We start from the raw sequence: 13692 nt of genomic DNA on the forward strand, positions 1-13692 counted from the left end.
ATGCGAAAGGTGAATTTCCTTTCACATACCATTAAATTTTTAATGAGGTAGCGTCTAATTGCTTTAGTAACTAGACGTAGTCTCTTTGGACATTTAATTTACGGACATTTCTATACGCTCCCCGTCATAGCCAACTGCAAATATTTTGTCATTGGATTCAAAATTGGCAACTGTAAAAATAGCTCTTGGCGATATATGGATAACCTTACCATCTCGTTCTTGTTGATAAACGGCAGCATTATTTGTTCCAGAAATAGTAATTTTTGTATTAGATACATATGCTTTTCCTACACTAAGAGCAGCTTTATTTTTAAAGGTATTTAAACTTTGTTCATGTAAAAATTGCAATTGCATCTCAGGTGCTGGATAGCCTTTACTTTTAATATCGGATATGGCATCGTCTACCATGGACTGTGTAACGTTTATTGTTCCCTGTCCGTAATCATCTAAGTCTGCATTAACTGCTTTAAGAAATCCCCAGTCTATAAAGAACTCCGTTAAATCTGTTTCTGCGATATCAGAACATATTTTAGCAAACTCCACCTGAGCAACCCCATGAGAAGATGGATTGTCGCTTACTCTAATTCTTTCGTGTACGTCCTTATAAAAATCTTCGTTACCCAATACATTGGAGAAATACAGTTGTAATTGCCAAAAGGGTACTAGTTTACAGAATACATCTCCATGCTCACCATGCGGAAGATTATTAGCTAAAATTTCTGTAAAGGCCTTTTCGTAACAGTTGTTGTAGGGGTTAACCACCTCGGTGTCAATTCTGGCTTCATTACCCCATGTGGTTTGTACATAAAGGCTATAAATGTTATTAGAAACCTCGGTCATACCCAACCATCTTAAACCAGTGGGGGAGATGAATTATTATTTTAATTAATATTGAGTAGACTAAAATAAATTACCTATTCTTTAATTTTGGTGTACGGAATTTTCATTTTTATTTCCCAAGTACCTGAATCATTAATTTTAATACCCCATCGGATATAAGCCCTATTTCTAATCTCTCCTGTATCCGGATCTATATAAGGGGTCCAGTCTTTTGGTCCATTATCTGCTTCAAACGCAGCTTTATCAACTGTAAAGGCATCATCCGAAGTGAGATAGTACATTAAATAGGAATTTGTGCCAGATCCATAAGTTCTTCCAAATTGGGGGAATGGTGGGGCTGGCAAAGAAAAAGTGGAGCCAGTTGCGTCAACTGTAGTCTCTATGGAGTTATCATGATAGTTTTGAAGATATTCGGCTCCTGAAGGATAAAACACTACTTTTTCAGGGTTTAAAGCAGCACCATAGCTATCTGAAATAATCATTTTCACCTTAACTCCCAAAGCTGGTTCTTCAGAAATTTTTGTTACAGTAATATAGGGATGGGTTCCGTCCAATACACCTGGAACACCATCATCAAAATCGTTCATAATCGTAGATGTGTATGCAATATCATAAGCGCCGTTCCCTTTGCCCAATTGTAATCTAGATCTCATCTCTGTTGGAAATTCTACAGGTTGAAAATCCTGTAATTTCACAATTACAAATTCATCTAATTGTTTTTCGCCACGTATATTGGATGCCTTCACATTTATTTTATAAATGTCATTATCAGTGACAAATTTACTAGCCTGAGTAAATGCTAGTTCACCACTTACCTCATTTATAAGAATGGTCGGGAAATTGCCTAGCTCCAGTTTTTCTTCTACTAGCGCTAAAGTGGTGTCAGTATCTGCATTAAAGGCTGCTTTCCATGTAAGTAGTTCGTATTCGTCGAACAAATCATTTGTAGTGTTCCCTTGTGCGTCTGTAACTCCTGTTATTTCCCATTTTAGGGGATATGTAGATCCTTCAATGGCAGGTGCTGCTCCTATTTTAAAGACACCTCGCGGTACAGATATGGTGTCCTCCAAAGCATGAATGTTATCACTGATATATCCCACTTCTGGGGGTTGGCATGATGCAACCATTACGATTATGATGAGTATAGAATATAATATTTTTTTCATCGCTTTATTTTAATAAGTTGATATTCTTTTAAAATGAAAGGTTCTGCTGAGCAGTGCGTTGCTAAAGAAGTCGTAGCCGAACCTTTCATATATATGCAAATTGATTTTTAAAGATTACAGTTCCCTAGAAAATTATATATTACTTGGATTTCTTGTAATTAAACAAGGTATGTCCTCCTTGCAATACATGGATTACGCCATTGGTGGAAATTAAATTAGAGGTTTTTACCACTACTTTATTATCGTCCTTTATATCGTCCCATTTATCCCAATCGTCACCTTGTTTATAGGTGAAATACACATATTCTGGTCTAGAATCAAGTTCTCCACCATAATTAGCTGTAGGTTCCAATGAAATTCTTCTTTCTTCACCATTAACAGCAGTATAGATTTTACCTTGTTCTTTTTTCATATCCTCGCGCTTTATTTTCCCTGAAATGATGTATCCCCCCATATATTTTGTTAGGGTATCTAGTGGTATGTCATTAATGGAATATTCTGCTTGTGGATCGCTTCGCCTTAATTCTTCCAACCTACTATTAAGGAAGTTTCTAATAGAAAGATTATTCGGAGCGAAAACGGTATTATTTCCGTTGAACTCATCGATCATACCTGCCCTCTCAATAAGAAGGGCCAAAGTATCTAGCTGCTCATGCGATTTAAAAAATTCCATGGTAGTTGTTCCTACTTCGGGATTACTTAGGCCACCATCGGTTAGGTAGTTGCCATCCTTATCACAAGAATAAAGAACAACAACGGTAATTAATATGATTACTATGTTTTTCATCGTGCTTATTTTTAAATTAACCTAAAGTTTACCTCTCCAATATTCGGTTTGAAGAATGGAAGGATTTACTGATATTATCGAGGGATGGACTGGCCAGAAATATCCTTTTTTTGTGTTTCTCGCTTGATTTACCCAAGGAACACCATCAAAATAATTCATTCTGATCCTATCATAACCAGATTGAGCTTCTCCAACAAACTCGATAGCCCGTTCATCAAATATGGCTTTTATAAGAGCTTCTTCATCGGTTGCTCCAGTATAATCTGGTACATTGGCCTTGCTTCTTATGGTATTTAAATCAGAAATGGCGGGACCAGAATTACCTATTCGTGCATTAGCCTCCGCTCGTAATAGATACATATCCGCCAGACGGAAAATTAAGATATTTGATTCTGAGAACTGAGCATAGGCGTCTTCTGAAGCAGAATCCTGTGAAGAATGTGAATATTTTAGTAGGAATGCATAGTCAGGCTCTGTACCATATTCGTAAAAGAATAACTCCTTACGAATATCAGTAGCTCTATCACTATCTGTAGCCATCATTTCATTTCCATAAAACTCTGGATCTAGGTAAGGACTACTTCCAGTATTTACACTTGGCCAAACTGGATAATTCAAGGTAAGACCGGTATGGTTGTCATCATTTTGGGATAGTCTAAAAGACTCGTTCATACCAGAACTGATATTTATTTCGAAGAGTCCAGTTTTAGATTGTCCGACGCACATTTTATCAAAGCCTTCTTTGCCTTCAGTGGCATAATCAATCAAACTTGCCCCACTATTGTTAATAACTGATGTAGTAGCAGCAATAGCTTGGTCTATCATTTGGGTGTTATTATTATCCCGGCTAGCATACCAAAGAGAAATATGAGCTTTTAAAGCTTCCGCGCTTGCTTTATTGGCGGTAATTGCCCATTTAGAATCCCCTGGGGTAGAATACCTTAATAAACCAATTGATTTATTTACGGCTTCAAGTGCGTAATCCAAAACTTTTAATTCGTCTACTCTAGGATTTGTAACAATAAAACCTTCATCAGTAATTAATTGATCTGAGCTTTCTATAGATTGTTCAACAATTGGAACATCTCCCCAAATACGTGCCATGTAAAAATAGGTCAGTGACCTTATAAACGCTGCTTCTCCAAGCAGTCTGTCCTTTTCAGTTTGAGAATCAAACAGCTCTACAGGCATCTTGTCTACATACTGTTCAATTGTGTAGGCCCAATTGGCTGCTCTATAAAAATTCTTCCAGTTAATGGATGCATCTCTATAGGCCAATACGTAATTTCCACTTCCCTCAATATAACCTACAATCCAGTTTCTACTGTTCATAAAGGTCATTCCGGTCCATTCTCCCCAATAAAGAAAATTGGACTGGTTCATAATTGCTTGTTTAAAAAGACCGTAGGCCCCAGCAACAGCTTGCTCTGCATTAGCTTGACTGTCCCAAAAAACATCTGGATGTGTAATGCTGATTGGTTCTTGATCTAGAAGATCGGAACAACTTGCGCTACCAAGTAGGCACAATGTTATGATGTATATTTTAAAACGTTTCATTAGTTTCCTAGTTTTATAAATTAAAATTTAGTGTCAATTCCAATGGTTATGGTTCTGGCTTGTGGGTATCCGTTTCCATAGGTATGACCTTTGGCATCTACCATAGAGGCATCTACCACTTTTTTAGATCTCTGCCATTGGTAGGGGTTTAATACCGCACCGTAAATCCTTAATCTCGATAATCCAGTATTTTTCATGAAGTTGTCGCCTTGGTCAAAAGTGTAACCAATCGCAGCATTGTTTACTTTCCAGTAATCCCCACTTTCTATCCATAAGGTTTGATTCCCTCTAAAACCATAAAATGGGCCAAGACTTGGTGATGTTGGGTAAAGGGCAGGGAAATCTACACCCGCTGCACCGTCCCCTGGTTTCTCCCAAAAAGTATATTCGCTAAGATCGGCCAAACCTCTTCTTGCCCAGCCATCGCCTCCTCTGTCATAAGAATCCATATAGCTGTTTAAGACAGTATTTTTTATGTCGGCTCCAAAGGAGAACTGACTATAAGCTTGAAAGTACCATTTTTTATATTGAAGGTTTATATTGAAGGACCCGGTAATATCTGGAATAGGGGAAAAATCCGTAGTTAATTTATAATCGTGATCCTCGTTTAACAAATAATCTCCGTTCAGATCCTTCCAAATAGGAAAACCTGGTCTAATAGACGCCCATGCATCTTTTCCCCTTAATGGCTGTCCGGTGAAGGGGTTTACTGGTAGTTGATCTAAGTCGTCAATAATATAATCGTTAATGAACATTTTGTACAGGTTAAGAGGTCTGCCAACTACATAACCATAATCGCCGCCAAGATAATCCTGATTTCCGTTAGGTAATTTGGAAACAAAATTCTTGTTCTGAGCAAATCCTACCATCAACTCTATGCGTAAATCATTTGTTCTTGGAAAAACGTGGTACCTGAGCATGGACTCCCAGCCGTAGTTTATTACTCCCGCTACGTTTGTTGGTGCCGAATTATAACCTGAATAGGCTGGAAAGGCTACGTCAAAAAAGAGTTTATCCGTGTTTTTGTTATAGGCATCAAAGGTTAAGCTTACCCTTCTGCTGAACATATCAAGATCAAAACCAATGTTCCATTGCTCTGTCTCCTCCCAAGATAATGATGCGTTCCCAATTTGATCATAATTAGGAATAACACCAGTAGTTCCTCCATAACTAGAAACATTCATCTGATTGCCCCAATAAACGTTTCCACCATAGCCTAGATTGTATTTCCCAAAACGCAAATAGTTCTCTGGAAATTGTTTTCCGTTAACACCCCAACTACCTCTTATTTTAAGATAGTCAATAAAACTGGATATATGAGGCTGAATAAAAGGCTCATCGGAAATGACCCAACCGGCATTTAGGGATGGGAATTTTGCCCAACGTACATCTTTACCAAACCTAGAGGAACCGTCAATACTAAAGTTTCCTCCTATCATATATCTGTTCTTAAATTTATAGCTAACACGTCCAAAATAAGAAACCAAAGCATTGGCGCTTATATCCGTATAACCACTGATTTGATCTTTAGTATACCGATCGTTGATCGTTTGAATAGCATCACTTCCAAAACCAATCGCTGAAAGTGCCATGTCCTCATATTGATTGTAATCTATCCTATTTCCCAAAACCCCTGTAACTTCATGATCATTATTTATACCTAGGGTTTTAAAAAGACTTAAGTATGTTTCTGCCGTTATATTTTTACGGTTGTACAAAGAATAGCTGGCAAAACCATCACGCTCCGTTCTAATAGAAGAGGGTTCGTAATAATTTTTCTTGTTGCTATCATATACAAAGCTCAACTGAGAGTTAAGACTTAGGAAATCTAATAAATCATAGGTGGCAAAGTTAGAAATGGTGAAGTTGACCGTTTTATCTTGGTTCAATTTTCCTTCCAAATTCCCATTTAATGATTGTTTTCTGGCATCCGTAATATAAAAGAGCGAAGATTGTAATCCCGCCGGGTTTACCGGAAGAGCGGTGTTAAGACTATAGCTTGATCTGTATGGGTTCCCTTGACCAGTTTGCAAATCGGTATGTGTAAATCTAGTAATTATTTGGTTTCTAAACTTGTCACCCGCAGTAAAATTCAGGCTAGTGGAAAAAGTAATTCTGTCTACTCCAGTTCCTTTAATAACACCTTCCTGGTTGTCGTACCCTAGGGACATTCTATAGTTTGTTTTTTCACTTCCCCCTCGTACGCTAAAATCGTATTGTTGGGCAATACCAGTTTTATAGAACAAGCCTTGGTAATCTACATTATTGTTAAAAGCCGGATTTAAACTATCTGTCAACATAATAGGGGTTTCCCCTGATTGTAACTCACTGGGCTTCCACCATTTATTTAGCATATCCATTTTAGCTCGGCGTTCGGCTGCACCAACTAACATTGGTACCAATTCTGGTTTTGGTTGTAGCCCTAGACTGGTAGAAAATGAAAATTCTGGTTTATCTAGGGCCGCTCCTTTTTTAGTTTCGATAATGATAACTCCATTAGCGCCCCTAGATCCGTAAATAGCTGCAGCGGAGGCATCTTTTAAAACGTCAATACTAGCTATGTCATTAGGGTTAAGTGAGGCTAAAAAGTCAATATTTGAAACTCCGTAGCCCGCTAAATCCTCAAGACTTGTTTGGACCCCGTCAATTACATATAAGGGGCTGCTGTAAGCAAGATCCGCATCGATATTACCTCCAATACTTGTATTTCCTCGAATAACTAGGGCTCCTCTTCCTGCGGGGGCACCAGTCATGTTTACACTTTGAATACCAGTTGCCTGTGTAGCAATTAATCCCGATACGTCCAAGACGGGAATTCCCTCAATGGCATCACTTTTAATACTAGAAACAGCACTTGTGACATCCCGTTTATGAACCTTTTGGTATCCAATAAGGACCACATCGTCCAATTGAGTCATATCCGGGGTCATGGAAATATTAATTTGTGTTTGATTTCCAATAGTAATCTCTTGTGTTTTATAACCTACAAATGAGATGACTAAAACTGCTTCTGGACTTTTTACATCTATATAGAAATTTCCATCAAAATCGGATTGGGTTCCGGTGATAGTTCCTTTTATTACTACGGATGCACCTGGAAGAGCAACACCATTTTCGTCAAAAATAGTGCCTTGGACCGTAGTAACTTGGGCAAGGACATATTGTGAAAAACCCAAGGTGAGTAATAATAAGCATTTAAATATTTTTTTCATTTTACAGTATAATTTAATTAGTGGTCAATCTTAAATGGGAAAAGAGGCTCTCATTGATTTTTATTGGGTTTTTAGGTTTTCTTTATTCTAGTGTTTTAAAGCTGAGGTTGGTGTGTAAAAGCCCTTTCCATTTGCATAAAATGGGCGATTAAAAACTAACTTAAACTAAACACATCATTATTATTCATTGCTAAGTAGGCCTAATAGGTATCCTTTATCCAGTTGTACGGTTTCCTCTTAATCCAATTTCCTCTAGTGAAATCAGGAAAATCTTGTGGTTCCCCATTGTTTTCTATAGAGAGTTCGGAAAGTGGTGTTACTGCACTCCACGCAGCTGCATCGTAAACATCCATAGGCGGAGCCACTTTTTCTTTGGCAGACTCTACAAAAGCATTTAGCACAAAGAAGTCTATTCCTCCATGACCGGCTTCGGTAGCACCATCACCATACTTTTTCCATAAGGGGTGGTCGTACTTCTCAAACCATTTGTCCATGTTCTCCCAGCCATGGCCTTCCGTAACCCCTTCTATATGTATTCTTTGGGTGTGGGCATCAAAATCCGTTAACCCCTGTGCTCCCTGAACCTTAAATCCTAATGAGTAAGGGTGGGGGTTATTTACATTATGGGTTATAATTATAGTCTCCCCATTTGCCGTCTCAACAGTAGAGGTAATAATATCTCCTTGTTTGAATTTTAATTTAGCATTGGGGTGATCTTTTCCGCCAGTCTCCACTATATATTTGTTAAGTCCAACTCCTTTGGTAGCATGTGAGGTTAAAGAGAGCAATCTATTGCCTCTATTTACATCGGCCATAACGGCAATAGGTCCTAACCCATGGGTGGGATATACATCTGCATTCCTAAGTAACGAATGTTGGGTTCGCCATGCGGATTCTGAGATTCCCTTTTCGCCAAATTCGGCTCCCTTGCCATAGGCGGTTTTTCCATCGTTGAATTTTACGCCTCTTAAATCATGCTGATAACCACAGGTGAAGTGTAATAATTCTCCAAATACCTTATGTTTCACCATATTTAATACGGCTAGAACATCTCTTCTATAGTTTACATTTTCCAGTAGCATTAAATGACTACCAGATTCTTCATGGGTATTTACTAAGTCCCAACACTCTTCTAAAGTGTTAGCTGCAGAGACTTCTAAGCCAGTATACTTTCCGGCCTTCATGCTATCCACGGCCATTTTAGTATGCCATAACCATGGAGTAGCTATTACTACCGCGTCTACTTCTTCCAAAGCCAGGAGGTTCCTATAATCTAAATCGTTCTTCCCAAAGGCTTTCGCCTTCTTTTGTCCTGCCTTTTCTATATGATTTTGTGCTATAGTTAGTCTGTTTTGATCTTTATCACAAATAGCAGTAACCAGTACATCATCTCTTCTTAATAGGTTCACCAAATGATTGGTACCCCTTAAGCCTACCCCTATAACACCTACCCTTAATTTTTGAACAGCTTTCCTTCCTGTATTTCCCCAGGATAGGGTAGGTAAGAGGGCTATGCCAGCAGAGGTAATGGCTGTTTTTTTGATAAAGTTTCTTCTCTGGTTCATGTTATCTTAATTGGTTCAACTAAATAGTACTTTACAAATATTAATATTGTGTTAAATAGTAAAGTGTCTTATTTTCGCGTTCTAGGGGTGTTTTTTAGGAATTATAGGGGATATGTTAAAAAAAGACCCCTTTTTGCTGAATTTACCCTCCTACTAGGATTCATTTGTTAGGAAGTTTTAAGAGAGTGGAATTTCCTATATTTAAGAAATATTTATGATGCAAAATACAGCGGTTTTGTTTAAATGGAAATGGTGTTTTGCAGTGGTATTAATGCACTTGAATGCGATCTTTCTCTTTGCGCAGAATCCATCCAATTTTGTTAGCCTACCTTTTAATATAGATAACCAAAGCGTTAAGGTTACGCATTCCGTTCAGGACGATATGGGATATATCTGGTTGGCTCATGCCTTCGGAATATCTAAATACGACGGTTATAATTTTGAGTTTATTCCCAGAGATCGAATTTTTAACAACACCAATTCTTCGGATGAAGTAAAATCAGTATTCAGGGATGGTCGTGGCGTTATTTGGGCACTTTCTCTGAATGGCGACCTTTCTTTTTTACAAAGGAACGGGACTTTTATATCTATTAATGAACAGATAGAAGGTTTTGTAAAGAACTATCCTATAGAGGTGGTATATCCTGAAGGTGATAAAATTTGGATGGCTACTAAAACCGGTGAAGTGTATTCTTATGACCATATCAATGGCACAATGGACAGTATAACCAGTATTCCAGTTTCCGGGCATGGTAGATATGGTATAAGCTCTATGGCGGTAAGGCAGTCCAAGCAGATAATCCTAAGCACCTACAAGGGACCAATTTATACCTTCGACCTCGAATCAAAAAATAAAGAGATATTAGATTTCCCGTACAATTACTCCTTGTCCGACAATACCTTGTTGATGTTGGATAAGCAAGATAGATTATGGATTGGATCGTCCTATGTTAGCTTGGGGATTTTAGTTTATGATTTCAAAAATGAGGTATTTGTCCAGAATACCCTTTTTAAAAACCATCCTAATGGACAGATTAACGAGCTGTTCAGTTCCATGTACTGTGATGTGGACGGTTATGTTTGGTTGGGCACAGATGGGAACGGACTATATAGGGTAGATCCAATTTCAGGAGAATTAACTACCTATAAGCACAATGATCTGAATAAGTTTTCATTAAGTACCAATACCGTAATAAATATAAATGAGGATCTAAGAAATAATTTGTGGGTGCTAACCAATTACGGTAATATAAATGTGCTTAGGAAAACGGATAATCATTTATTTTATCACCCTGGAACGGTCAGTTTAAAACCAGCGCGCATTTTATCCTCCTTTAGGGCGAGCGATGGAGTCTTGTGGATTGGTACCGATGGGGAAGGACTTGCAAAAGTAACTTCGAATGGGCCTAGCAAACATTTTTTCGAGAATACGTTAAACCATAAAGGTTTCTATATCCACTCAATAAATGAAGATGGGAATAATGATATTTGGGTAGGAACGTATCAGAACGGACTGCACATTTATAATAGTAGGCAAAAAAGTTTTCAGAAAAAGCCCTTGATGGATGCAGATGGACATAGTGTGCAAGATGTCCGATTTATATTTCGAGATTCCAAAAAAAGGATGTGGGTAACTACGGATCAGGGCTTATATGTTTTTTTGGATAGCCAAACCCTCTTGACAAAGTTTAAAAATAACTCAAATGGGTTGGTGGGCAATATTTCGCAAAGTATTGTTGAAGATGCGAAAGGGGTTATATGGGTTGCTACCAATGGGGGTGGCTTGTTTAGATTTAATGAGAACAAGTCAGATATTTCCAGATCTACGTTTAGACGGTACACACGATTGAGTGAGGAGGAATTGACGAATAAAAACAATGATATCTTGGCAATGTCCTGTGTTGGGGATAAGACTATTTGGCTGGTATCGTTCAATGGACGATTGGCTAAATTTGATATTAATATAGAAGAATTTGAATTGGTGAACCTGCAAAACTCCACCGATGATAATTTTGATAAAACTCCTAAGGCGCCCGTTTTTAGATCTGTGCTGCAAAACGATGAAAATAATATATGGTTGGGTTCTACTACAGGCCTATGGCATTATAATATATCAGATTCCATTACCAGAGTCTACCAAGAGAGGGATGGCTTACAGAATGATTTTTTTATGCAGCGGAGTGCGCACAAAGGAAGCGATGGGTATTTTTATTTTGGAGGCTTAAACGGAGTTAACTACTTTAAACCTGAAATGTTGGAGAAGGAACACTATTCTGCTGAATTGTTCATAGAAGGAATGGAGATATTAAACCAACCTGCTATTGAGGTAGTTCCAGAACAACTACAAGAGGGTATCGAGAATATAAAACAATTGTCACTTAATTATAATCAGTCTTCTTTTTCTTTTCGCTTTTTGGCGATGGATAATATTCTTTTTCCTAATTATAATTATGCTTACCGACTGAAAGGTTTTAACGATTCATGGATTTTTGCGGGGAAGGAACGTTTAGCTACCTATACTAATATTCCCCCTGGTGATTATACGTTTGAGGTAAGGGCGGGGACCAAGACCGGAAATTGGGATATAGGTCAAAAGTCAGTTGCCATTCATATTTCAGAACCTTTCTGGAATACTGGGTGGGCACATCTATTTTATGCAATACTAGTTATGGGAGTGCTTTACGGAATATTTTTATGGATTAAATTTAGAAATCGCTTACAGGCGGAAGAGTTGCAGCACCATCACGAGAAAGAACTCTATGCTCTAAAACTGAATTTCTTTGCAAAAATGTCGCACGAGATCCAAACGCCATTAACATTGATTTTAATTCCGTTGGAAGATATGATGGCACGTGCCGTAAGTAGTGGGAATGAATTGTTGCAACAGCGGCTCCGGTTAATATCGAACAATGCTAAAAGGTTGTCGCGCATTGTTTTTGAACTTACTTCTTTAAGGGATAAAGAATTAGATAAATTAACACTCAGGCCTAGACAATTTAATATAGTTGCCGATTTAAAAGAATTTGCAAGTGCCTTTAATGATCAGGCTAGATTTAAAGGAATCAGTTATGAATGTAGTTATCCTAAAGAAGACCTGGTGATGTGGTATGATAGGGATAAATTGGAGCATATTGTATTTAACCTTTTATCCAACGCCTTTAAATTTACGCCCAAAGCGGGAACCATTTTGTTTAAGGTAGAGGTAGAAAAAGGAGAGGAGATTGTTAAAATTAGCGTTGCAGATTCTGGCCCGGGTATCCCTCAGCATGAATTGGAAAATATTTTTCAATTATTCTATCAGGCCGATTCTGGGAAGGAGAGAATGGGTACCGGAATAGGACTTGCTTTGATTAAAGAGCTCGTTGGTCTGCACAATGGGAAAATTGATGTTAAGTCGGAAATTGATAAAGGTGCTTGCTTCAGTGTTTATTTACCCATAATTAAAGGAGAGGCAATTACATCGGCAATTGAAGGCCCTGAGAAAGAGTGGAAATATCCTATAGCTAAAGAAATGCTTGATCTTACTATTGTAGAATCAGAAGAGCATCCTAAGAAACTGAATAAAACAATTCTGATCGTAGAGGATAACTACGAATTGCAAATTTCCTTGCGCGATATATTTATTGGGTATTACAATGTGATTTTAGCTGAAAATGGGGAAGAAGGCCTACAATTGGCAATGCAGCATCAACCAAATATTGTTATCACGGATGTGATGATGCCCCAAATGGATGGTATAGAAATGAGTAGCAATTTACAGCAAAACGAGACAACCGCCCATATTCCAATAATAATGTTGACGGCAAAAAAGACAGAACAAAGTAAGTTGAAGGGCTTACGTGCAGGAGCTATAGAATTTATAGGGAAACCTTTTAAAACAAATGAATTGATCCTGAAAGTGAATAATATAGTCACAAAAAATGACCGTCTAGTTTTAAAGTATAAAAACGATTTAATAAGCACCCCTAAGGAGGGACCTAACAAATCCCAGGATGAGATCTTTTTGGAAAAATTGGTGGGATTGATAGAAGAAGAAATTAGCAACCCAGATTTTAAACTGGAAGAACTTTCTGCTAAGCTTAATATGAGTTATTCCTCTATATATAGGAAATTTCAGAGTTTAACTGGTAAAAAGATCGTGGATTTTGTAAGAACCATGCGCTTAAAAAAAGCAGCAATTTTGCTTGCCCAGTGTAATTACTCGGTATCTGAAACTGCTTTCTTGGTAGGATTTAACGATTCTAAGTATTTCTCTAAAGCCTTTAAAAAGGAGTATGGCGTAACTCCTGGAAAATATAAGGGTAAAACGGAATTGATAAATCCATCCGATTTTGCCTCTAAATAAGTTTGTGGAGAGACAGTATGTTTTTTTATCTGCTATTTCTCTTCATCTTTTGCGAAACAATAAATTGTTAACTATAGATATTTTACTTTCGTACGGATAGTAACTACGCTATTGGTGAAAATTGGTTTAATTAAAATTTCACTATGTTTTTGAGGTGGTTTTGGCTAGTTTTGAAAATTAGATATGCCACGGAAATTCAGGCATAAAGACCTAACGAATC

At 37.7% G+C, this 13692-nt stretch carries 7 protein-coding genes; 1 reads left to right on the forward strand and 6 read right to left on the reverse strand.

Annotated elements, in window-relative coordinates; all coding sequences use genetic code 11:
- Nucleotides 1-93: 93 nt before the first annotated feature.
- The 6 genes from G466_RS0105725 to G466_RS0105750 form a co-directional block, all read right to left on the reverse strand.
- A complete protein-coding gene (locus tag G466_RS0105725) occupies nucleotides 94-846 on the reverse strand; it encodes a M60 family metallopeptidase (RefSeq protein ID WP_262482314.1) in 753 nt (250 codons plus the stop codon).
- Nucleotides 847-914: 68 nt separating this feature from the next.
- Entirely contained in the window at nucleotides 915-2006 is a 1092-nt protein-coding gene (locus tag G466_RS0105730; protein ID WP_026812799.1) for a DUF5007 domain-containing protein, read from the reverse strand.
- Between the two features lie 139 nt (nucleotides 2007-2145).
- Nucleotides 2146-2793: a fasciclin domain-containing protein gene (locus G466_RS0105735; RefSeq protein ID WP_026812800.1), complete on the reverse strand. Its 648-nt coding sequence runs from the start codon at nucleotides 2791-2793 to the stop codon at nucleotides 2146-2148.
- A gap of 21 nt (nucleotides 2794-2814) precedes the next feature.
- A complete protein-coding gene (locus tag G466_RS0105740) occupies nucleotides 2815-4350 on the reverse strand; it encodes a RagB/SusD family nutrient uptake outer membrane protein (RefSeq protein WP_026812801.1) in 1536 nt (511 codons plus the stop codon).
- Nucleotides 4351-4370: 20 nt separating this feature from the next.
- Nucleotides 4371-7562 carry a SusC/RagA family TonB-linked outer membrane protein gene (locus tag G466_RS0105745; RefSeq protein ID WP_026812802.1) on the reverse strand — a complete coding sequence of 1064 codons (3192 nt, stop codon included), beginning with the start codon at nucleotides 7560-7562 and terminating at the stop codon, nucleotides 4371-4373.
- Between the two features lie 200 nt (nucleotides 7563-7762).
- Nucleotides 7763-9127, reverse strand: coding sequence for a Gfo/Idh/MocA family protein (locus G466_RS0105750; protein ID WP_026812803.1), 1365 nt, complete (start codon nucleotides 9125-9127; stop codon nucleotides 7763-7765).
- A 214-nt stretch (nucleotides 9128-9341) separates the two neighbouring features.
- Between G466_RS0105750 and G466_RS0105755 the strand changes: the two genes are divergently transcribed.
- Complete coding sequence (locus G466_RS0105755; RefSeq protein ID WP_026812804.1) at nucleotides 9342-13472, forward strand: hybrid sensor histidine kinase/response regulator transcription factor; 4131 nt, start codon at nucleotides 9342-9344, stop codon at nucleotides 13470-13472.
- The last annotated feature ends 220 nt before the right edge of the window (nucleotides 13473-13692 follow it).

Origin of the sequence: Arenibacter certesii DSM 19833 (assembly GCF_000429545.1) — a bacterium.
Classification (GTDB): Bacteria; Bacteroidota; Bacteroidia; order Flavobacteriales; family Flavobacteriaceae; genus Arenibacter; species Arenibacter certesii.

What these genes read in the sequence shown, in the direction of transcription:
- G466_RS0105740 (WP_026812801.1), bottom strand. Translation starts at nt 4,350, where the DNA reads ATGAAACGTTTTAAAATATACATCATAACATTGTGCCTACTTGGTAGC.
- G466_RS0105730 (WP_026812799.1), bottom strand. Translation starts at nt 2,006, where the DNA reads ATGAAAAAAATATTATATTCTATACTCATCATAATCGTAATGGTTGCA.
- G466_RS0105755 (WP_026812804.1), top strand. Translation starts at nt 9,342, where the DNA reads ATGATGCAAAATACAGCGGTTTTGTTTAAATGGAAATGGTGTTTTGCA.
- G466_RS0105735 (WP_026812800.1), bottom strand. Translation starts at nt 2,793, where the DNA reads ATGAAAAACATAGTAATCATATTAATTACCGTTGTTGTTCTTTATTCT.
- G466_RS0105750 (WP_026812803.1), bottom strand. Translation starts at nt 9,127, where the DNA reads ATGAACCAGAGAAGAAACTTTATCAAAAAAACAGCCATTACCTCTGCT.
- G466_RS0105745 (WP_026812802.1), bottom strand. Translation starts at nt 7,562, where the DNA reads ATGAAAAAAATATTTAAATGCTTATTATTACTCACCTTGGGTTTTTCA.